Origin of the sequence: Vibrio sp. K4 (assembly GCF_051122595.1) — a bacterium.
Classification (GTDB): domain Bacteria; phylum Pseudomonadota; class Gammaproteobacteria; order Enterobacterales; family Vibrionaceae; genus Vibrio; species Vibrio owensii.
On the sequence record NZ_CP178577.1, the window covers coordinates 3381343 to 3402511 of the forward strand.

Below are 21169 nucleotides of genomic sequence, written 5' to 3' on the forward strand. Positions count from 1 at the left end.
AAGACATACACTTAGCAGCAGTTGATATCTTGCTGCATGTGACCCAGAGTCACGCTACCGCACAATCGGAGAACCTTATGTTTAATGCTCTAGTTCTAAATCAAGAAGACAAACGTACTATCGCTAGCATCGAGCAAATCGATGAAACACAACTGCCTGAAGGCGACGTTCTGATTGACGTTGATTACTCATCGTTGAACTACAAAGACGGTCTTGCAATTACAGGTAAAGGTAAAATCATCCGTAACTTCCCGATGGTGCCGGGTATTGACCTAGCAGGTACGGTAGTAAGCTCAGAAGACGACCGCTACCAAGCAGGCGACAAAGTTGTTCTTACTGGTTGGGGGGTAGGTGAAAACCATTGGGGCGGTATGTCTCAGCGTGCTCGTCTAAAAGCGGATTGGCTAGTTCCACTACCAAAAGGTCTAGACAGCAAGAAAGCAATGATGGTGGGTACTGCTGGCTTCACTGGCATGCTATGTGTTCAAGCACTGCTTGATGCAGGCATCAAACCTGAAAATGGTGAAATCCTAGTAACTGGCGCAAGTGGCGGTGTAGGCTCAGTAGCAGTAACGCTTCTAGCACAGCTTGGCTACAAAGTTGCTGCAGTGACAGGTCGCGTAGAGAAAAACGGCCCACTACTAGAAAAACTTGGTGCTAGCCGCATCATCGACCGCGTTGAATTTGAAGAGCCAGCACGTCCGCTTGAAAAGCAAGTATGGGCAGGTGCCGTTGATACTGTGGGCAGCAAAGTACTAGCAAAAGTATTGGCGCAAATGGATTACAACAGTGCAGTCGCAGCTTGTGGTCTTGCCGGTGGCTTCGATCTACCAACCACAGTGATGCCGTTCATCCTACGCAACGTTCGTCTACAAGGTGTGGATTCTGTTTCATGCCCATTTGAAAAACGTACTGCAGCATGGGAAAAATTGGTTGAGCTACTACCAGACAGCTACTTCGAACAAGCTTGTACTGAAGTAGAACTAGCAGAAGCACCAAAATACGCTGAAGACATCACAAACGGTCAAGTAACTGGTCGTGTGGTTATCAAGTTATAAGCGTTAACTCTTCGATAGAATAAACAAAGCCGGGTCATTGCCCGGCTTTTTGCTATTTCGATTATCGGAAAAATCAGTCCAATCCCATATCTTCAATTCGCTTGGCAATAAGACGACTACATTCTTCACGAACTACCGCGCGCAACCATTCTTGAGCGGGAGAGTGCTCGCAACGTGCATGCCAAATCATCGAATATTCAAACGGCGTGAATTGGAATGGTAATGGCTTCACTACTAAGTCATAGCGATCAGCAACCAAGTACGCTAAATCGGCCGGTACGGTAATGATAATGGGCAGAGTATCGACAATCGCCAGCGCCGCTTCCAAGTGATAAGCGCGCAATACCATCTGACGTTGCGGCTTCTCCACCAGCGCTTGCTCAATCAGCGCCTTAACCCCATCACTGATGGCAATCATGGCATGCGGGTGACTGAGGTAATCATCCAGACTCATCTCTTTTTCGGCTAATGGATGTTGCTTGGAGAGCATACATAGCACACCGACTCGTCCTAACACTTCACTGCGTAGTGGCTCTACAGGGCCTGTAGGGCGACAAATCGCTAAGTCCGCGCCTTCATATGTTAGTTGATCAGATAAGCGGTCGTGTTGCAGCGGCAAGAAGTTAAACGACACGTTCGGTGCTTCTTGATAAATACGTGGCAGAGCAAAAGGCAGAATGGTTTGCATCGCGTAGTCAGTTGTCGCGATATTAAACGTCTGATCGCAACTGCGTGGATCAAACTCACGTGGAGAAAGCAATTGGCGTAGTGACTCCAAAGGCTCACCCAAAGAGCGATCAATTTCTAACGCTTTTTGAGTTGGGATCAAGTGCTGACCTTGACGCGTAAACAGCGGATCACCAAGCAGGTCGCGTAAACGCCCTAGCACACGACTCATGGCCGATTGGCTTAAATTGAGACGCGTTGCTGCTTTACTGACACTGCTCTCTTCGATCAGCACACGTAATGCGACCAATAAGTTCAGATCTCGACGATAGATGTCTTCTAATTCCACGATTTGCCACTTACCATATAGGGGATTTAGGTAAATTGTACTCTTCAGGCAAAAAAAATCCCGCCTTTCAGCGGGGAAGCCCAAGAAAAATGGGGATAGTGTCGGAATGAAGTGTCGTTAAACTTGGTGAGCGGTATATCAATAGGTTCCGATTACAGCAAGAAGCGCTAATTTTCTTGCTCAGATGCACCTGACCATTTGTGCATCTCAATCCAAATCCCAATAATCGTTGCACTCATGCCTACAAGAGGCAGCAATGAGGTTTCAGCTGGTGTTCTGAGTACTAATGCGCAGAACGAGATGAAACACAAAACCGAATAGATGGTTAGTCTGTCTAACGCTGTTAACATCGTGTCTCCTTACCAGTTGTTACCAAATTGTTAATTTAAGGTAAATCAAAAAATTCGGTTTGCCAAGTGGTTATTGAATATTTTTTCAACGAAAGTAAAATTCACCGCTCAGTTAGTTACGAGAATCACATTATGAGTTTTAATCCTGAACTGGCGACCAAGACATTAGAGGCGGAAGGATTACGCTGCCCAGAGCCAGTGATGATGGTCAGGAAGACAATTCGAAACATGCAAGATGGTGAGGTGTTGCTGGTTAAAGCGGACGACCCATCCACTACTCGAGATATCCCGAGCTTCTGCCGATTTATGGATCACCAGTTGATTGCGGCACAAACGGAGCAGCTTCCATACCAGTACCTAATTAAGAAAGGTTTGGAATAATCTCAGCAAGATCAAAAACGGCAGCCCAAAAGGCTGCCGTTTGTTTATTCATCGTATTCTAGTGTGCGAACTTCAGATTGTAGCTTGTTTAATTGTTTCCGCATTGCACGCATTTCCTCATGCATCGGAATGATATGAGCCACCCGAATCCACGCTTCTACCGTTAAGCCAGTAAGAATGAAGGACCCTGCCACAATCGGCAGCCACATATCAGTCAGCACCATTGCTAGTAAGCAAAGTGCCAAACCAAAGGTGAATAAATAACTCTGACTCTTTGGGGTCATCCCCATGTAACGTGTAAGCATACCTTTGCCCTCTCGCTATCATTCACACCATTAAATTACCATGACAAGTATGACACTAATATGTCATCCGTCACGGTCTTGAACGATTTTGAGTCAGAGTTTGACGTTGTGTATTACTGCTCTAGTTATTGATAATTCACACCATTTTACGTGCAACAAATCAGAACATTGCCGCTCCAATAGCTAGCGCGATAAACAGGAATGCGGTCACCTTACGAATCAACCCTAAAGGCATCTTATCGGCCGACAATTTACCAATCAGGACCACAGGTACATTCGCCAGCAGCATACCGATCGTGGTGCCAAGAATCACCCAACTCAACGCATCTGCGTACTGCGCACCCAAGATAGAAGTCGCAATCTGAGTCTTGTCGCCAATCTCCGCAACGAAGAAAGCAATAAAGCTGGCAATGAATGGACCACGGTTAGAGATCTGCTCGTCGTCATCCAGTTTATCTGGGATCAACACCCAAGCCGCCATGGCGACAAAACTGACCACCAGCACCCATTTGAGAACTTCAGGCGAAAGATAATCGGCCACCACCACACCTAACCATGCAGCCAAAGCGTGGTTGGCAATGGTTGCCAAAAAGATTGCTGCAATAATAGGGATTGGCTTGCGGTAACGACTGGCAAGTAATAGAGATAGCAATTGGGTCTTATCGCCAATTTCTGCTAACGCTACAGTAGTAATTGAAATAGCTAAAACGCTCACGACATGCTCATTGGGGCGGGATAATTATTTTTTAACCTAAGACAAATCTCACGCCCCACCCCGGTTCATGATGATTTGTCTAAGGTCTTGCTAAACTCATCGGGCTGATGAGTCTCGAACGCCATGGTGATTTTGCACCAATTATGTTGACGAACGAACTGGATGAAACAGACATTTCATCGAGTAAGCTACTCCCCAAAGACAGGCGCAATTCTAGCCATGTTTCCTCATCACCTCAAGAGTGAAAGCCAGTGAAAACTCCCTTTTAGGAAAAATTCAGCAGATAAAGCGGTAAAAATCCATTAAAGGAGAAAATTGCCCACGAATTAATCAAGATTAGCTCTACTCCCATGCTCAATATCTGGGTATACTTGATTGTTAATTTATTCAACCGTAATTACTTTGAATCGCCATTGTTGAGGCAAGAAAACCCAACAAAAAAGAGACGAAATCACGAGTAATAAGAGAATCGCGCGAACCTGACTTATGCAAAAATACGATATCAAAACCTTCCAGGGAATGATCCTCGCGCTGCAGGATTATTGGGCTCAAAATGGTTGTACCATTGTTCAACCACTAGATATGGAAGTTGGTGCGGGTACCTCTCACCCAATGACCTGTCTACGAGCACTTGGCCCAGAGCCAATGTCTACAGCTTACGTACAACCTTCACGTCGTCCTACTGATGGCCGTTACGGTGAAAACCCTAACCGTCTTCAGCACTACTACCAATTCCAAGTAGCGCTAAAACCATCGCCAGACAATATCCAAGAGTTGTACCTAGGTTCTCTAGAGGTTCTTGGTGTCGACCCACTTGTTCACGACATCCGTTTCGTAGAAGACAACTGGGAAAACCCAACACTAGGTGCATGGGGTCTAGGCTGGGAAGTTTGGCTAAACGGCATGGAAGTGACTCAGTTTACTTACTTCCAGCAAGTTGGTGGTCTTGAGTGTAAGCCAGTAACCGGTGAGATCACTTACGGTATCGAACGTCTAGCAATGTACATCCAAGAAGTAGACTCTGTTTACGACCTAGTTTGGAACATCGCACCAGACGGCAGCAAAGTGACTTACGGTGATATCTTCCACCAAAACGAAGTAGAGCAATCGACTTACAACTTCGAGCACGCAGACGTTGACTTCCTATTTGGTTTCTTCGAACAGTGTGAGAAAGAGTGTAAAGAGCTGCTTGAGCTTGAAAAGCCACTGCCACTGCCTGCTTACGAGCGCATTCTAAAAGCGGGTCACGCATTCAACCTACTAGACGCACGTAAAGCGATCTCAGTAACTGAACGCCAACGTTACATCCTACGCATCCGCAACCTGACTAAAGCAGTTGCAGAAGCATACTACGCATCGCGTGAAGCTCTTGGCTTCCCAATGTGTAAGAAAGAACAAGCGTAAGGGGTAGAGTAACATGGCAAAAGAATTTCTAATCGAGCTAGGTACAGAAGAGCTACCACCAACGCAACTTCGCACTCTAGCTGAAGCATTCGCAGCAAACTTCGAAGCAGAACTAAAAGGCGCTGAGCTTGCTCATGAAGGCGTGAAATGGTTCGCGGCACCTCGTCGTCTTGCACTTAAAGTAGCAGCACTAGCAGACAGCCAGTCTGACAAAGTTGTTGAAAAGCGTGGTCCTGCGGTTTCTGCAGCGTTTGACGCGGAAGGCAACCCTACAAAAGCGGCTCAAGGCTGGGCACGCGGTTGTGGCATCACGGTTGACCAAGCAGAGCGCATGGTTACAGACAAAGGTGAATGGCTACTGTTCAAACAAGAAGTGAAAGGTCAGCCAACGTCTGAGATCGTAGTTGAACTTGCAGCGAAAGCACTAGCAAACCTACCTATCGCAAAACCAATGCGCTGGGGTAACAAAACGACTCAATTTATCCGTCCAGTTAAGACGCTAACCATGCTAATGGGCAGCGACCTAATCGAAGGCGAGATCCTTGGTGTCGCTTCTGACCGCACCATCCGTGGTCACCGCTTCATGGGTGAGCAAGAGTTCACTATCGATTCTGCTGAGCAATACCCTGCGATTCTAGAAGAGCGCGGTAAAGTAATGGCAGATTACGAAGCGCGTAAAGCAATCATCCTAGCTGACGCACAAAAAGCGGCAGCAGCGGTTGGCGGTATCGCTGACCTAGAAGATGACCTAGTAGAAGAAGTAACGTCTCTGGTTGAATGGCCAGTGGTACTAACAGCGAAGTTTGAAGAAGAGTTCCTAAAAGTGCCTTCTGAAGCGTTGGTTTACACCATGAAAGGTGACCAGAAGTACTTCCCTGTTTACGATGAAAACAAGAAGCTACTACCTAACTTCATCTTCGTATCGAACATCGAATCAAAAGAACCTCGTTATGTAATCGAAGGTAACGAGAAAGTAGTTCGCCCTCGTCTTGCTGACGCAGAGTTCTTCTTCAACACAGACCGTAAGCGTCCGCTTATCGACCGTCTGCCTGAACTAGAGCAAGCGATCTTCCAAAAGCAACTTGGTACGATCAAAGACAAAACAGACCGCATCACAGAGCTTGCTGGCTACATTGCTGAGCAAATCGGTGCTGACGTTGAGAAATCAAAGCGTGCTGGTCTACTAGCAAAATGTGACCTAATGACCTCAATGGTGTTCGAATTCACGGATACTCAAGGTGTTATGGGTATGCACTACGCTCGCCACGACGGTGAAGCAGAAGAAGTTGCAGTAGCACTGAACGAGCAATACATGCCTCGTTTCGCAGGTGATGAACTGCCATCAAACGGTGTTTCAACTGCAGTTGCAATGGCAGACAAGCTAGACACTATCGTAGGTATCTTCGGTATTGGTCAAGCACCTAAAGGCAGCGATCCATTCGCACTACGCCGCGCATCTCTAGGTGTACTACGTATCATCGTTGAATACGGCTACAACCTAGATCTTGTTGACCTAGTTGCGAAAGCGAAGTCACTGTTTGGCGACCGCCTAACCAACGACAACGTTGAGCAAGACGTTATCGAGTTCATGCTTGGTCGTTTCCGTGCTTGGTACCAAGACGAAGGCTTCAGCGTAGACATCATCCAAGCGGTTCTAGCTCGTCGTCCGACGAAACCAGCAGACTTCGACCAACGAGTTAAAGCGGTTTCTCACTTCCGTGAACTAGAAGCAGCAGAGTCTCTAGCAGCAGCGAACAAACGTGTAGGTAACATCCTAGCGAAATTCGACGGCGAACTGGCAGCAGACATCGACCTAGCACTTCTACAAGAAGACGCAGAGAAAGCACTAGCAGAAAGCGTTGAAGTAATGACGGAAGCGCTAGAGCCAGCATTTGCTACAGGTAACTACCAAGAAGCCCTAAGCAAGCTAGCTGACCTACGTGAACCAGTTGATGCGTTCTTTGATAACGTAATGGTAATGGCAGACGACGAAGCACTTAAGAAAAACCGTCTGACACTACTGAACAACCTGCGTAATCTGTTCCTTCAGATCGCAGACATTTCTTTGCTTCAAAAGTAATTCATTACTATTCGAAGTGATTAAGAAATAAGTAAAAGGGAAGCAGATGCTTCCCTTTTTTGTTGCCTTCAAACCGATGAAGGTGACGCTTATTATTCATTTTGTGAACAAGACTAAAATTTGTAGGGTGAGACGCGTTTAACTTGTTGGTGTAGAGCTCGGATTGTAGAGGCACAGTTTTGCTATAACTGAACTGTTTATTCGGGGGAAGGACACAATGAAAAAAACAATTCTTGCACTCTCTATCGGTCTACTGAGCGCCTGCAGCCAGATTCCGGAAAATGCCATCGTATTAAGCGTTGGTGATGACACCGCAGTTTTTGAGGAAAACTCACAAGGCTTACTTGTCGCCGAGCAAAAACTCGAAAAAGGCAGTTATACCTTTACCATTGCTGACAGCAAGCAAAGTTGTGGCAGTAGCTTTGCCCTAGCAGAAGAAGATCGCATCAAGTTCAATCGTCCATTAAAAATGGATAACTGCGCCACTGATGCACAAATGCCGCTGCGCATCTTCAAAGCCAATACCTATCAATTTACGCTCAATCCGACCACCAACGAGCTGACGGTAAAAATCAAACCAAAACAGAGTCAGGACGTCACCTACTCTTGCCCTGTCGCAACTGACGCGCCAAAAACCATCAACGTTGCTCAAACCTTTAATGATGGCACTGTCGTTCGTGACGCCTTAACCGGACAAGAAACCACTGTCGCCAATGGCAGCGTCACCATGCAACCGGGTCCTATGAGCCAAGGTCTATTGCTGCTAGAAGAAGTTGAACAGCAAGCCGATAAACCATTCAGCTGGGATAATGCGACGGTGTACTTCGTCATGACCGACCGCTTCTACAATGGCAACCCAGACAACGACAACAGCTACGGTCGCAGCAAAGATGGAAAATATGAGATTGGTACCTTCCACGGTGGTGACTTAGCGGGTCTGACGAAAAAACTCGATTACATCGAATCACTTGGTGTCAATGCTATCTGGATAACTTCACCACTGGAACAAATCCACGGCTGGGTTGGCGGCGGCGATAAAGGCGATTTTAAACACTACGGCTACCACGGCTACTATCACCAAGATTGGACCAAGCTTGATGCCAACATGGGTACCGAAGATGAACTCAGAACCTTCGTCGATACCGCGCATCAGAAAGGCATTCGCGTGATTTGGGATGTGGTCATGAACCACACAGGCTACGCAACGTTAGCAGACATGCAGGAATTCGGCTTTGGTCAGCTTTACCTAGATGAGCAAGAAGCTAAAGAAGTCCTTGGTGAAAAATGGACCGACTGGCAGCCAAAATCAGGACAAAGCTGGCACAGCTTCAACGACTACATCAAATACGGTGATAGCGAAGCGTGGGATAAATGGTGGGGCAAAGATTGGATCCGCACTGACATTGGTGACTACGATGCTCCGGGCTACAACGACATCACCATGTCTTTGAACTACCTACCGGATCTCAAAACCGAATCGACTCAGAAAACCGGATTACCAAACTTCTTCCGCAATAAAGACACCAATGCGCAAGATGAGCTGCAAACCCCACGTGAACATCTGATTACGTGGTTATCCGATTGGGTGCGCGACTATGGCATTGATGGCTTCCGCGTTGACACAGCCAAACACGTTGAAATGGAAGCGTGGGCAGAGTTGAAAGCCAGCACCACCCAAGCGCTTGCTCAATGGAAGCAAAACAACCCGGACAAAGCCTTGGATGACCTACCTTTCTGGATGACAGGTGAAGTGTGGGCACACAGCGTAGTGAAGAGCCCGTATTTCGATAACGGCTTCGATTCCATCATCAACTTCGAGTTCCAATCTGATGTAGCACCAAAAGCGCTGAAGTGTTTCGCTCAACTTGATAATGATTACCACCGTTATGCAGAGCGCATCAATACCGATCCTGAGTTCAACGTGTTGAGCTACTTGTCTTCACACGATACACAGCTGTTTTGGTCCGCGCGCAGCCGCAGCTTTGATGACCAAGCACGTGCAGCAAATGCTCTGATGCTGGCTCCCGGAGCAGTACAGATCTATTACGGTGATGAGATAGCTCGTGATTTTGGTATTACTGGTTCAGATGCCCACCAAGGCACACGCTCAGATATGCCATGGGATAAGATTCATGGCGAGCGTGAAGATCTACTGCAACATTGGCAAAAGTTGGGTGAATTCCGTAAACGCCACCCAGCAGTTGCTCAAGGTAAGCACATCACTCGCAACCAGGAAGGTTACTACGCATTCGAACGCCAATACCAAGACGACAAGGTGCTGATTGTTTACACCGGTGAGTAAATCACACTCTCTCCACCAGCAAGGGAAGCATAAGCTTCCCTTTTTTATTGCTCTTTTTGCCTTTTTATCTCGTACCTCTGGTCTGATGACACACTTTTTTCTTTTTCGGCTTAATTCACACTTTGCGTTAATTACGCATTGAGGTAAGGTCAAGGATTACTCGATAAGCCAATAAAACATCGGCACAAACATACACAAAGCAATCACAATGAATTAGGTATAACGACAAATGCAGTTCTCTAAGTTTGGTGAAAAATTTAATCAGTATTCAGGTATCACGCAGTTAATGGACGATTTGAATGATGGTCTGCGCACACCAGGTGCCATCATGCTCGGTGGAGGTAACCCTGCCGCCATCCCTGCCATGCTCGATTACTTTCGCCAAGCCAGTGAGGAAATGCTCGCCAGTGGAGAGCTCGTCGCCGCCCTCGCCAACTATGATGGTCCGCAAGGCAAAGACGCGTTCGTTAAAGCGTTGGCTCAGTTATTCCGTGAAACTTACGGCTGGGATATTTCCGAGAAAAACATCAGCCTAACTAACGGCAGCCAAAGCGGCTTCTTCTACTTGTTCAACTTACTGGCAGGTCAGCAGCCAGACGGTTCGCACAAGAAAGTGCTACTGCCTATCGCGCCTGAGTACATAGGTTATGGTGACGCGGGCATTGATGAAGATATCTTTGTCTCTTACCACCCAGAAATCGAGCTGCTAGATAACGGGCTGTTTAAATACCACGTCGATTTTGAGCAGCTCACCGTCGATGACTCTATTGCGGCAATCTGCGCCTCTCGCCCAACCAACCCAACGGGTAACGTACTGACAGATGAAGAAGTACGTAAGTTGGACAAGCTAGCACGTGAGAACAACATTCCGCTGATTATCGATAACGCCTACGGTCTACCTTTCCCGAATATCATTTTTGAAGATGTCGAACCGTTCTGGAATGAAAACACCATCCTATGCATGAGCCTATCTAAGCTTGGCTTGCCGGGCGTGCGTTGTGGCATTGTGATTGCGAGTGAAGAAATCACTCAAGCATTAACCAATATGAACGGCATCATCAGCCTAGCTCCAGGCAGTGTTGGGCCAGCGTTAGCAAACCACATCATTGGCAAAGGCGACCTGCTTAAACTGAGTTCAGAGGTGATTAAGCCGTTCTACAAGCAGAAGTCGCTACGTGCAGTTGAACTACTCCAAGAAGCGATTACCGATGAGCGCTTCCGTATTCACAAACCAGAAGGCGCTATCTTCTTGTGGCTATGGTTTGATGACCTGCCAATTACGACAATGGAACTGTACCAACGCTTGAAAGCGCGTGGGGTCTTGATTGTTCCGGGTGAATACTTCTTTATTGGTCAGAAAAACGAGTGGGATCATGCACACCAATGCTTGCGTATGAACTACGTTCAAGACGATGAGATGATGCAAAAAGGCATTGCGATTATCGCAGAAGAAGTGGAAAAGGCTTATCGCGAAGGTAAATAGACCGATAAAACTCAGCCGCTTCTCTTTGAAATTGCGGCTTTGAAATAGTGGATTTGAAATCCCCAAACTAAAAAGAGCGCCCTTTTCCATAATGGAAGGCGCTCTTTCTCATTCTATAACCGTGTGGTTAACTGCAGTGTCATCAGCTGATTAGTTGTTTTCAATCAGGTTGTTACCACCGATAGCAATCTTACGCGGTTGCATTGCTTCTGGAATTTCACGAACTAAATCAACATGAAGCAGACCGTTTTCCATTGATGCACCGACAACTTTTACGTAATCCGCAAGTTGGAATTTACGTTCAAAATCGCGTTCTGCGATGCCTTGGTAAACGTAGTTTTTACCTTCTTCTGCTTTACGCTCGCCCTTCACGATCAACATGTTTTCGTTTTGAGTCAAATCGAGCTGATCTTCAGCAAAGCCAGCGACTGCCATAGTAATACGGTAGTTGTGCTCGTCTTTTTGCTCAATGTTGTATGGAGGGTAACCGCCAGAAGTGTTCTTCGCAGAGCTTGCTTCCATCAGGTTAAACAGACGGTCGAAGCCAATTGCATTACGGTATAGTGGTGAGAAATCTACATTACGCATAATCTATCCTCTTTTAAGCAATAGTCTTAGCCCAGATGAGGGTCATCCACGTGGCGCATTTATGCAAGAAAACGCCGAGCTAAGGGATCCGATGATTCATTCCTCTGACCTACTCTTTAGGTGCGGGGACATGATGTCGAATCTAGGGTCAAGTTGTGTGCTAATACTGAGTATCCTCTCCTGAGCGATCTCGTTTAGCGATTCCTGAGGCGCTGTTCTTCTCTTGTTGAGCAAGTTAGCCATCCCTCTTCATAACTAGATATAAGGTCGAAAAATGGGCTTTCAAGGGCTACGGTGAAAATATTTTTAGATCCCCGACTAAGTCATCCTTCCCTCTCGAAGCATTTCCATATCCATAGGGCGCAGCCGTTCTCCTATCTCGACTCTTTTATCTCGTTTCTACCCCATAAAAAAACGCCACCTCTTGCGAGATGGCGCTTTTAGTATGATTTGACTGAGTCTGTCCGACTACACGTCTAGGTTTGCAACTTTCAGCGCGTTCTCTTCGATGAAGTTACGACGCGGCTCAACTTGGTCACCCATTAGCGTTGTGAACAATTGGTCTGCGCCTACCGCATCTTCAATTGTTACTTGCATCATGCGACGTGTCTCTGGGTCCATTGTGGTTTCCCAAAGCTGATCTGGGTTCATCTCGCCTAGACCTTTGTAGCGCTGTAGGCTTAGACCACGACGCGACTCTTTGATTAACCACTCAAGTGCCGATGCAAAGCTTGATACTGGTTGAGTACGCTCACCACGCTTGATGTAAGCGCCTTCTTCTAGCAGACCGTCTAACGCTTCAGATAGATCCGCTAGCTTGCCGTACTCTTTCGAGTTCAGTAGGTCGATGCTTAGTGCGTAGTCGTGAGTCACACCGTGAGTACGTACGATGATCTTAGGTAGGTTTAGACCTAGCTCTTCGTGTTGCTCAACTTCGAAGCTGTATTGGCTTGCGCCTGCTTCTTTTGCGTTTAGCTGTTCAACTAGCTGTTTTGTCCACGCTTCTACTGCTGCAGCATCGTGACATTGCTCTGCCGTTAGACGCGGCGTGTAGATTAGCTCATGAACTAGCGCGCTTGGGTAACGGCGGCTCATGCGATCCGCTAGCTTGATACCTGCGTTGTATTGCTGAACTAGCTTCTCTAGTGCTTCGCCTGCCAATGCTGGCGCTTCTGCGTTTACGTGTAGCGATGCGTTATCAAGTGCCAAAGCAACTTGGTATTGGTTCATCGCGTCTTCATCTTTGATGTACTGCTCTTGCTTACCTTTCTTCACTTTGTAAAGCGGTGGCTGAGCGATGTACACGTAGCCACGCTCAATAAGCTCTGGCATTTGACGGTAGAAGAAGGTCAACAGTAGCGTACGGATGTGCGAACCATCGACGTCAGCATCGGTCATGATGATGATGTTGTGGTAACGCAGTTTGTCCGGGTTGTACTCGTCACGACCGATACCACAGCCTAGTGCAGTGATCAGCGTTGCTACTTCTTGAGAAGATAGCATCTTGTCGAAACGTGCTTTTTCTACGTTAAGAATCTTACCTTTTAGCGGTAGGATTGCTTGGTTCTTACGGTTACGGCCTTGTTTTGCGGAGCCGCCTGCCGAATCACCCTCCACTATGTATAGTTCAGAGAGTGCTGGATCTTTTTCTTGACAGTCTGCAAGTTTGCCTGGTAGACCTGCTAGGTCTAGTGCGCCTTTACGACGAGTCATTTCACGAGCTTTACGCGCTGCTTCACGAGCACGAGCTGCATCGATGATTTTTGAACAAACCATCTTCGCTTCTGTCGGGTTCTCAATCAGGAACTCAGACAGTTTCTCACCCATTGCTGATTCAACCGCTGACTTCACTTCAGAAGAAACCAGTTTGTCTTTCGTTTGGCTAGAGAACTTAGGATCTGGCACTTTAACTGACACAACCGCAGTTAGACCTTCACGAGCGTCATCACCAGATGTTGCTGTTTTCGCTTTCTTAGAGAAACCTTCTTTATCCATAAAGGTATTCAGCGTACGTGTCAGCGCAGCACGGAAACCAGCAAGGTGAGTACCACCATCGCGTTGCGGGATGTTGTTAGTGAAACAGTAGATGTTCTCTTGGAAGCCGTCGTTCCACTGCATTGCTACTTCAACAGCAATGCCATCTTCACGTTCAAAATCGAAGTGGAAGATTTTCTCAATGATTGGAGTTTTGTTGGTGTTTAGGTGCTCAACGAACGCTTGAATACCACCTTCAAACATGAAGTGGTCACTCTTGTCTGCTTCACGCTCATCAACCAGCTTGATAGAAACACCTGAGTTTAGGAAAGAAAGCTCACGTAGACGTTTTGCTAGGATATCGTAATGGAACTCGATATTTGTGAAGGTTTCAGCGCTTGGCCAGAAGCGGATCTGTGTACCCGTTTGGTCAGTATCACCAATTACTGCTAGTGGCGCTTGAGGCTCACCGTGATGGTAAGTTTGCGTATGGATATGACCGCCGCGGTGGATAGTCAGAACCACTTTTTCAGACAGTGCGTTTACTACTGAAACACCTACGCCGTGAAGACCGCCCGATACTTTGTATGAGTTATCGTCGAACTTACCACCAGCGTGAAGTACCGTCATGATAACTTCTGCTGCTGATACTTTTTCTTCTGGGTGCATTTCTGTTGGAATGCCACGACCATCATCCGTAACTGAAACCGAGTTGTCCTCATGAATTGTCACAACGATGTCTTTACAGTGACCTGCCAACGCTTCATCAATTGAGTTATCCACCACTTCGAAGACCATGTGGTGAAGACCAGTGCCGTCGTCCGTGTCGCCGATGTACATACCTGGACGCTTACGTACCGCATCCAGACCCTTCAGTACCTTAATACTCGATGAATCGTAATTTTCAGACATGAGTTTCTCTCTTCTAGTTTGACTCTATCCTGCCATGTTCCACATGAAACAATTTGCCCGTATCGTCCAACATATCGGCGATTTGGCTTTCAGTGATAGAGCTTACAAATACTTGTGCGCCCGTCTCTTTCAAGCAGTCAGCAAGACGCTTGCGACGTTGGCTGTCTAATTCCGACGCAAAGTCGTCAATTAGGTAAATACATTGTTTTCCGGTCATTTCGGTAAGGTGTTGTCCCTGCGCGACACGCAATGCACACACCATGAGTTTTAATTGACCGCGTGACAAAACGTCCTCAACGGGCGTTCCGTTCACTTTAATGCGCAGATCAGCCTTGTTCGGACCGCTAAAGGTGTAGCCCAACGACTGATCACGCTCGAAATTTTTTTCTAGTATCTCATGATAAGGGGTATCTTTGTCCCATCCACGATAATACTTTAATTGGATCTCAAATTCTGGCAAAAATGTCTGACAGATGGTTTCCGCTACGCTTTTCATCTGTTCGATGTAAAGCGCTCGCCATTGACTGATGTTTTCAGCCAAACGCGCCATCTCTTGATCCCAATAACTGAGCTCGCGATAACTTCTGGCGGTTTTAAGCAGTGCATTGCGTTGCTTGTTAAGACGCTTGAAACGTCCCCATGCATCATAGAAAGCAGGCTCGGTATGAAACACACCCCAGTCGATGAATGCACGACGATGTTTTGGACCATCCGTTAGTAGATCAAACCCTTCCGGATGTATCAACTGCAAAGGTAAAACTTGTGCGAGTTGTGCCAGTTTTTGCCCAGATTGACCGCCTATTTTAACCTCTGTTGAGCCATCACGCTGCTTATTAATGCCGATAGGTAGCTCAAATTGATCCGAGTTCAAAAAACGACCATGAACAAACAGTTCGTCACACTCATTTTGGATAACTCGACCCGTCAACGAACTCTTGAAAGAGCGTCCATGTCCGAGCAAGTAAATAGCTTCTAGAACACTGGTTTTACCGCTGCCGTTCGGCCCAATAAGAAAGTTAAAGCCTGCTGATAGGTCAATATCACAGGCTTTAATGTTTCGAAACTGCTGAATGATGAGGCGAGAAAGTGGCATTCAGATGGCTTATAGACGAATTGGCATCACCACGTACATGGCACTGTCGTCGTCTGCGTTTTCAATCAACGCACTTGCGTTCGCATCTGACATCGACACACGTACGTTATCGCAACGCAGTGTATTAAGCACATCAAGCACATAGCTAACGTTGAAGCCGATCTCGATAGCATCACCTTCAAAGGTCACGTCTAGCATTTCTTCTGCTTCTTCTTGCTCTGGGTTGTTGGCAGTAATGCGCATTTCACTGCCCGCAAGATTCACACGAACACCACGGAATTTTTCATTAGAAAGAATCGCTGCACGAGAAAACGCTTGGCGTAATTCATCACAGCTTGCTTCTAGTGTTTTGGTCGTACTTTGTGGCATTACGCGGCGATAGTCAGGGAAACGACCATCAACAAGCTTAGAAGTGAAGATAAAGTTGTTCACTTCTGCACGCACATTTGAGCTACCAATTTGTAGCACGACAGGTTGCTCTGGTGCGTCCATTAGCTTCACAAGTTCTTGCACACCCTTACGCGGCACGATGATTTGCTTCTGTGCGAAATCGGCACCGAGTTGTGTTTGGGATACCGCCATACGGTGACCGTCAGTTGCCACGCTACGTAGAGTAGTACCGTCGATTTCAAACAACATACCGTTGAGGTAGTAACGAACGTCTTGGTTCGCCATTGAGAATTGTGTTTTCTCGATCAGCGTACGCAGATCAGACTGAGTCAGTGATACTTCCACTTCACTCTGCCAATCTTCAATGTTCGGGAAATCGTTCGCTGGAAGCGTCGCCAGTGAGAAACGGCTACGGCCAGAACGAACTTGTACGCGATCGCCTTCTAGTACGAAGGTGATGATAGAGTCATCTGGTAGACCACGGCAGATATCAAGAAATTTACGAGAAGGAACGGTAATGCTGCCCGCTTCAAAGTCCCCTTCTAGAGCCACTTTGCTCACCAATTCCACTTCCAAATCGGTTGCGGTCATGGATAACACGTTCTCTTCTACTTTAATCAGTAGGTTACCAAGAATTGGTAGGGTTGGTCGGCCACCTAGTGCACCCGAAACCTGTTGTAGCGGTTTGATTAAATGACTACGTTCAATGGTAAATTTCATGCTTGGCTCTTTACGCTGTCAGCTCAATTAATGGTTTGCTTAGAATACTGTCATTCTAACCGATTACGAAGACAGGGTGCGAATCAAGTTAGAGTAATCTTCTTTAATATCGTGGCTCTCTTCACGCAGCTGCTCAATCTTGCGACATGCATGCAGCACCGTGGTGTGGTCACGACCACCAAATGCATCACCAATTTCAGGCAAGCTGTGGTTGGTCAGCTCTTTTGCCAGCGCCATCGCCAATTGGCGAGGACGAGCAACCGAGCGAGAGCGGCGTTTAGACAGCAAGTCCGCCACTTTAATCTTGTAGTATTCCGCGACCGTCTTTTGAATGTTGTCGATCGTTACCAGCTTCTCTTGTAGAGCAAGCAGATCGCGCAACGCTTCACGAACAAAATCAATCGTAATTGGGCGACCTGTGAAGTTGGCGTTTGCAATAACGCGGTTCAGCGCACCTTCCAGTTCACGAACGTTAGAACGTAGACGCTTGGCAATAAAGAACGCCACTTCATCCGCTAGGTGGATTTGGTGGTCTTCGGCTTTCTTCATCAAGATCGCTACGCGGGTTTCTAATTCAGGCGGCTCGATCGCAACCGTTAGACCCCAACCAAAACGTGATTTTAGACGATCTTCCACACCGCTGATCTCTTTTGGATAACGGTCTGAAGTAAGAATGATCTGTTGGTTACCTTCCAATAACGCGTTGAAGGTATGGAAGAATTCTTCCTGTGAACGCTCTTTATTAGCAAAGAACTGAATGTCATCGATAAGAAGCGCATCAACACTGCGGTAGTAACGTTTGAATTCTTCAATCGCATTGTTTTGCAGTGCTTTTACCATGTCTTGAACAAAACGCTCAGAGTGCATGTACACCACTTTCGCGTTTGGCTTGTTATCCACAATCGCGTTGCCCACAGCATGCAACAAGTGCGTTTTACCTAAGCCCGTGCCACCGTAAAGGAACAACGGGTTGTAGGCTGCGCCTGGATTATCTGAAACCTGACGTGCTGCAGCCAAACCTAATTGGTTCGACTTACCTTCCACGAAGTTGTTGAACTTGTGTTTTGGGTTCACGTTTGAGCGGTGGTTGATGTTCGCGATCGCTTGAGCGTCGTCATCCCACGTTTTATGCACAGGTTTACGAGCTTGCAATTGCGCTGGTGCTGAAGATTCAGCAGCCACATCAGCTGGCGTACGTGTCGGTGCCGGCTTAGGAGCTGCAACTGGGCGACTGCCCACTTCAAAGCGTAAGCTAGGGACGTCGTTACCGCAGTATTCCTGCAGTAGACGATTGATGCTGTTCAGGTACTTGTCGCGAACCCAATCCAAAACAAAGCGGTTTGGAGCGAACAGAGTGAGAGTATTGTCATTGAGCTCCGCTTGTAACGGACGAACCCACATGCTGAATTCTGTAGCTGGTAGCTCTTCTTGAAGCTGCTGCAAACATTGCAACCAAAGCGAAGATGACACGGTGCCCCCACTGAGTATTTGAATTATCGGAAAAGACTGGCAATTTTACCTGTTGATAACCAAGATCGCCAGCAATTGATCGACGATCCAGTGAATAAGATCTAAGTTATTCACAATTATTTCGCCCAACTAAGCGAGATCAACACATCTTGCCCCAAATTTGCCCACACATTGATCCACATTTGGGCAAAATCAGCTAGATCGAGCAATTGGTGATAACTCTGTGAATTAATTTTGGTTCATCGATTTTTTTCGATCGTCATTTCTGCTCTTTCCGATCGTTTTTTCATCATTTATCCCTATATCTTGGCTACTATCTATACCAAATAAGATCTTATTACTCTGAGGTCTAGGTTATTGCACTTGGTTATTTCTTTAATTGAGCTAACTGACAGTAGTATTTCCAACCATAAAAGTATGGAGATGTATTATGAAAAACTGGATTAAGGTTGCCGTTGCAGCCATCGCTTTGTCTGCCGCGACCGTTCAAGCCGCTACTGAAGTAAAAGTAGGCATGTCTGGCCGTTACTTCCCATTCACCTTTGTGAAGCAAGATAAGCTGCAAGGCTTTGAAGTGGATATGTGGGATGAGATCGGTAAACGTAACGATTACAAGATCGAATACGTAACAGCGAACTTTTCTGGTTTGTTTGGCCTTCTAGAGACAGGCCGTATTGATACCATCTCAAACCAGATCACCATGACAGACGCACGTAAAGCGAAATACCTATTTGCAGCCCCATACGTGGTAGATGGTGCACAAATCACGGTACGTAAAGGCAACGACAGTATTCAAGGTGTGGAAGATCTAGCAGGCAAAACCGTTGCGGTTAACCTAGGCTCTAACTTTGAGCAGTTGCTTCGCAGCTACGACAAAGACGGCAAGATCAACATCAAGACTTACGATACTGGTATTGAGCACGATGTAGCGCTAGGCCGTGCTGATGCGTTCGTTATGGATCGTCTGTCTGCATTAGAACTGATTAAGAAAACCGGTCTACCGCTACAACTTGCGGGTGAACCATTTGAAACGATTCAAAACGCTTGGCCATTCGTTGATAACGAAAAAGGTCGTAAGCTACAGGCAGAAGTGAATAAAGCACTTGAAGAGATGCGTGCCGACGGAACAGTAGAGAAGATTTCTGTGAAATGGTTTGGTGCCGACATCACTAAGTAAAACTTCTCTTCTTTTAGGACGCAGAGCTTTATCTCGCGTCCTTTTTTAACTCAATGACAAGGTGGAACTTCGTATTCCACCTTTTCTTTTCTCAAGGTAAGCCGTATGGGATTTGATTTTAATTACATGTTGGAACTGCTGCCGATACTGCTCAAGTATCTTGGCACAACCATGGAAATGGCCACATGGGGATTGGTCTTTTCACTGATTCTAGCCGTTATTTTAGCGAACATTCGCGTATTTAAGCTGCCAGTTCTCGACCAATTGAGCCAACTTTACATCAGCTTCTTCCGCGGTACTCCGCTTTTGGTACAACTGTTTTTGCTCTACTACGGCTTACCGCAAATCTTCCCATTCATGGTGGGCATTGATGCCTTTTCCGCGGCAGTGATTGGCTTAACGCTCCACTTTGCCGCTTATATGGCAGAGAGTATTCGTGCCGCCATCATTGGTATCGATCGCAGTCAGATGGAAGCGAGCTTGTCAGTGGGGATGACGACACCTCAAGCAATGCGTCGGGTGATTTTGCCACAAGCAACGCGCGTCGCACTGCCTTCTCTTATGAACTATTTCATCGATATGATTAAGTCCACTTCCCTCGCCTTCACACTGGGTGTGGCTGAAATCATGGCTAAAGCGCAAATGGAAGCCTCTTCTAGCTTCCGCTTCTTCGAAGCTTTCCTTGCCGTCGCTCTTATTTACTGGGGTGTGGTAGTGATTCTGACTCGAGTACAAATTTGGGCAGAGGCGAAATTGAATAAGGCGTACGTACGATGATCAAATTAGAAAATATCCACAAACGCTTTGGCGAAACAGAAGTCCTCAAAGGTATTGATCTCGATATCAAACAAGGTGAGATCATCGTTATTATTGGCTCAAGTGGCACGGGTAAATCGACCCTATTGCGCACAGTTAACTTCTTAGAACAAGCGGATGAAGGTCGCATTACCATCGATGACATCTCCGTCGATACACAAAAGCATACTAAAGCCGAAGTATTGGCTCTACGCCGCCGAACTGGGTTTGTTTTTCAAAACTATGCCCTATTTGCTCATATGAACGCGCGTCAGAACATCGCAGAAGGCTTGATCACAGTACGCGGTTGGAAAAAAGAAGACGCTCTCAAGCGTGCTCAAGAAATTCTGGATGACATCGGCCTTGGCGATAAAGGGGAAAGTTATCCAGCGGCTCTGTCTGGTGGCCAACAACAACGTGTGGGTATCGGCCGTGCGATGGCGCTGCAACCGGAATTGCTGCTTTTTGATGAGCCAACTTCAGCGTTGGACCCGGAATGGGTTGGAGAAGTTCTCTCATTAATGAAGAAGTTAGCCAATCAACATCAAACCATGTTAGTGGTCACGCACGAGATGCTGTTTGCCAAAGAAGTGGCGGATAGAGTGATCTTTATGGCTGAAGGCAACATCGTTGAACAAGGTTCTCCACAAGATATCTTCGATAATCCACAAGATCCTCGTTTGAAAAAATTCCTTAATCAAGTTGGAATAGAGTAAAGATCAAGCATCAAGATCAATCGATCCTTGAGATTTTACTCACACTACGTATAATCGCCCGGCCGGAATTTCGTACTCATGAGTCATTGACACATTATGTGAGTGTGATTACAATTCCGCCTCTTTGTTGAGAGGCGTCGGTTGTTCTTCTTTAATAAAGAGCTTCTTTATATAAAGAAAGCAAAATGCCCACGCCGGGTTTAACAAGAACCTAAAACTACTGATCAGTAAAGGTAATTAT

The 21169-nt window shown here is 46.6% G+C and carries 18 protein-coding genes; 9 read left to right on the plus strand and 9 right to left on the minus strand.

The annotated features are described in order from the left end of the window. The first annotated feature begins 77 nt into the window (after positions 1-77). On the plus strand, positions 78-1058 hold the full coding sequence (gene acuI, locus ACLIIY_RS15220) for an acrylyl-CoA reductase (NADPH) (RefSeq protein ID WP_009708064.1): 981 nt from the start codon (positions 78-80) through the stop codon (positions 1056-1058). A 73-nt stretch (positions 1059-1131) separates the two neighbouring features. On the opposite strand, the gene ACLIIY_RS15225 is transcribed toward acuI, so the two are convergent. Both ACLIIY_RS15225 and ACLIIY_RS15230 read right to left on the minus strand, forming a co-directional pair. Then, the gene (locus ACLIIY_RS15225; protein ID WP_009699107.1) at positions 1132-2073 is read right to left on the minus strand and encodes a LysR family transcriptional regulator; all 942 of its coding nucleotides are present in this window, start codon (positions 2071-2073) and stop codon (positions 1132-1134) included. Positions 2074-2240: 167 nt separating this feature from the next. Further along, the gene (locus tag ACLIIY_RS15230) at positions 2241-2423 is read right to left on the minus strand and encodes a hypothetical protein (RefSeq protein ID WP_009708062.1); all 183 of its coding nucleotides are present in this window, start codon (positions 2421-2423) and stop codon (positions 2241-2243) included. Positions 2424-2555: 132 nt separating this feature from the next. Between ACLIIY_RS15230 and tusA the strand changes: the two genes are divergently transcribed. Further along, positions 2556-2804 carry a sulfurtransferase TusA gene (tusA, locus tag ACLIIY_RS15235; RefSeq protein WP_005426051.1) on the plus strand — a complete coding sequence of 83 codons (249 nt, stop codon included), beginning with the start codon at positions 2556-2558 and terminating at the stop codon, positions 2802-2804. A gap of 44 nt (positions 2805-2848) precedes the next feature. On the opposite strand, the gene ACLIIY_RS15240 is transcribed toward tusA, so the two are convergent. Continuing rightward, complete coding sequence (locus tag ACLIIY_RS15240; RefSeq protein WP_009708061.1) at positions 2849-3109, minus strand: hypothetical protein; 261 nt, start codon at positions 3107-3109, stop codon at positions 2849-2851. A gap of 160 nt (positions 3110-3269) precedes the next feature. Further along, positions 3270-3824, minus strand: a complete 555-nt coding sequence (locus tag ACLIIY_RS15245; RefSeq protein WP_009708060.1) for a TMEM165/GDT1 family protein — start codon at positions 3822-3824, stop codon at positions 3270-3272. A 486-nt stretch (positions 3825-4310) separates the two neighbouring features. Here ACLIIY_RS15245 and glyQ point away from each other — a divergent pair, with 486 nt between their 5' ends. From glyQ to ACLIIY_RS15265, 4 genes are all read left to right on the plus strand, one after another. Further along, positions 4311-5228, plus strand: coding sequence for a glycine--tRNA ligase subunit alpha (gene glyQ, locus ACLIIY_RS15250; protein WP_009842813.1), 918 nt, complete (start codon positions 4311-4313; stop codon positions 5226-5228). Between the two features lie 13 nt (positions 5229-5241). Beyond that, on the plus strand, positions 5242-7308 hold the full coding sequence (glyS, locus tag ACLIIY_RS15255) for a glycine--tRNA ligase subunit beta (RefSeq protein WP_005378875.1): 2067 nt from the start codon (positions 5242-5244) through the stop codon (positions 7306-7308). Positions 7309-7525: 217 nt separating this feature from the next. Further along, a complete protein-coding gene (locus ACLIIY_RS15260) occupies positions 7526-9610 on the plus strand; it encodes an alpha-amylase (RefSeq protein WP_434527864.1) in 2085 nt (694 codons plus the stop codon). 229 nt (positions 9611-9839) lie between these two features. Further along, a complete protein-coding gene (locus ACLIIY_RS15265; RefSeq protein ID WP_434527865.1) occupies positions 9840-11093 on the plus strand; it encodes a valine--pyruvate transaminase in 1254 nt (417 codons plus the stop codon). 150 nt (positions 11094-11243) lie between these two features. On the opposite strand, the gene ACLIIY_RS15270 is transcribed toward ACLIIY_RS15265, so the two are convergent. The 5 genes from ACLIIY_RS15270 to dnaA all read right to left on the minus strand — a co-directional run bounded on the left by ACLIIY_RS15270 (position 11244) and on the right by dnaA (position 18240). Continuing rightward, positions 11244-11681, minus strand: a complete 438-nt coding sequence (locus tag ACLIIY_RS15270; protein WP_039840096.1) for an Hsp20 family protein — start codon at positions 11679-11681, stop codon at positions 11244-11246. A 468-nt stretch (positions 11682-12149) separates the two neighbouring features. Next, positions 12150-14567: a DNA topoisomerase (ATP-hydrolyzing) subunit B gene (gene gyrB, locus ACLIIY_RS15275; protein ID WP_434527866.1), complete on the minus strand. Its 2418-nt coding sequence runs from the start codon at positions 14565-14567 to the stop codon at positions 12150-12152. A 13-nt stretch (positions 14568-14580) separates the two neighbouring features. Then, a complete protein-coding gene (gene recF, locus ACLIIY_RS15280) occupies positions 14581-15660 on the minus strand; it encodes a DNA replication/repair protein RecF (RefSeq protein ID WP_005440847.1) in 1080 nt (359 codons plus the stop codon). Between the two features lie 9 nt (positions 15661-15669). Continuing rightward, on the minus strand, positions 15670-16770 hold the full coding sequence (gene dnaN / locus ACLIIY_RS15285) for a DNA polymerase III subunit beta (protein WP_005440839.1): 1101 nt from the start codon (positions 16768-16770) through the stop codon (positions 15670-15672). 63 nt (positions 16771-16833) lie between these two features. Continuing rightward, positions 16834-18240, minus strand: coding sequence for a chromosomal replication initiator protein DnaA (gene dnaA / locus ACLIIY_RS15290; RefSeq protein WP_005440837.1), 1407 nt, complete (start codon positions 18238-18240; stop codon positions 16834-16836). Between the two features lie 430 nt (positions 18241-18670). Here dnaA and ACLIIY_RS15295 point away from each other — a divergent pair, with 430 nt between their 5' ends. The 3 genes from ACLIIY_RS15295 (at position 18671) to ACLIIY_RS15305 (ending at position 20928) form a co-directional block, all read left to right on the plus strand. Further along, the gene (locus ACLIIY_RS15295) at positions 18671-19417 is read left to right on the plus strand and encodes an amino acid ABC transporter substrate-binding protein (RefSeq protein WP_434527867.1); all 747 of its coding nucleotides are present in this window, start codon (positions 18671-18673) and stop codon (positions 19415-19417) included. A 105-nt stretch (positions 19418-19522) separates the two neighbouring features. Next, a complete protein-coding gene (locus ACLIIY_RS15300) occupies positions 19523-20194 on the plus strand; it encodes an amino acid ABC transporter permease (protein ID WP_005440833.1) in 672 nt (223 codons plus the stop codon). Beyond that, a complete protein-coding gene (locus tag ACLIIY_RS15305; protein WP_434527868.1) occupies positions 20191-20928 on the plus strand; it encodes an amino acid ABC transporter ATP-binding protein in 738 nt (245 codons plus the stop codon). The genes ACLIIY_RS15300 and ACLIIY_RS15305 overlap by 4 nt, the downstream gene beginning before the upstream one ends. Positions 20929-21169 lie beyond the last annotated feature (241 nt).

Coding starts and splice junctions, on each gene's coding strand:
- dnaN (WP_005440839.1), bottom strand. CDS start 16,770: ATGAAATTTACCATTGAACGTAGTCATTTAATCAAACCGCTACAACAG.
- ACLIIY_RS15240 (WP_009708061.1), bottom strand. CDS start 3,109: ATGCTTACACGTTACATGGGGATGACCCCAAAGAGTCAGAGTTATTTA.
- ACLIIY_RS15300 (WP_005440833.1), top strand. CDS start 19,523: ATGGGATTTGATTTTAATTACATGTTGGAACTGCTGCCGATACTGCTC.
- glyQ (WP_009842813.1), top strand. CDS start 4,311: ATGCAAAAATACGATATCAAAACCTTCCAGGGAATGATCCTCGCGCTG.
- gyrB (WP_434527866.1), bottom strand. CDS start 14,567: ATGTCTGAAAATTACGATTCATCGAGTATTAAGGTACTGAAGGGTCTG.
- ACLIIY_RS15270 (WP_039840096.1), bottom strand. CDS start 11,681: ATGCGTAATGTAGATTTCTCACCACTATACCGTAATGCAATTGGCTTC.
- ACLIIY_RS15260 (WP_434527864.1), top strand. CDS start 7,526: ATGAAAAAAACAATTCTTGCACTCTCTATCGGTCTACTGAGCGCCTGC.
- glyS (WP_005378875.1), top strand. CDS start 5,242: ATGGCAAAAGAATTTCTAATCGAGCTAGGTACAGAAGAGCTACCACCA.
- acuI (WP_009708064.1), top strand. CDS start 78: ATGTTTAATGCTCTAGTTCTAAATCAAGAAGACAAACGTACTATCGCT.
- ACLIIY_RS15265 (WP_434527865.1), top strand. CDS start 9,840: ATGCAGTTCTCTAAGTTTGGTGAAAAATTTAATCAGTATTCAGGTATC.
- ACLIIY_RS15230 (WP_009708062.1), bottom strand. CDS start 2,423: ATGTTAACAGCGTTAGACAGACTAACCATCTATTCGGTTTTGTGTTTC.
- tusA (WP_005426051.1), top strand. CDS start 2,556: ATGAGTTTTAATCCTGAACTGGCGACCAAGACATTAGAGGCGGAAGGA.
- ACLIIY_RS15305 (WP_434527868.1), top strand. CDS start 20,191: ATGATCAAATTAGAAAATATCCACAAACGCTTTGGCGAAACAGAAGTC.
- ACLIIY_RS15295 (WP_434527867.1), top strand. CDS start 18,671: ATGAAAAACTGGATTAAGGTTGCCGTTGCAGCCATCGCTTTGTCTGCC.
- recF (WP_005440847.1), bottom strand. CDS start 15,660: ATGCCACTTTCTCGCCTCATCATTCAGCAGTTTCGAAACATTAAAGCC.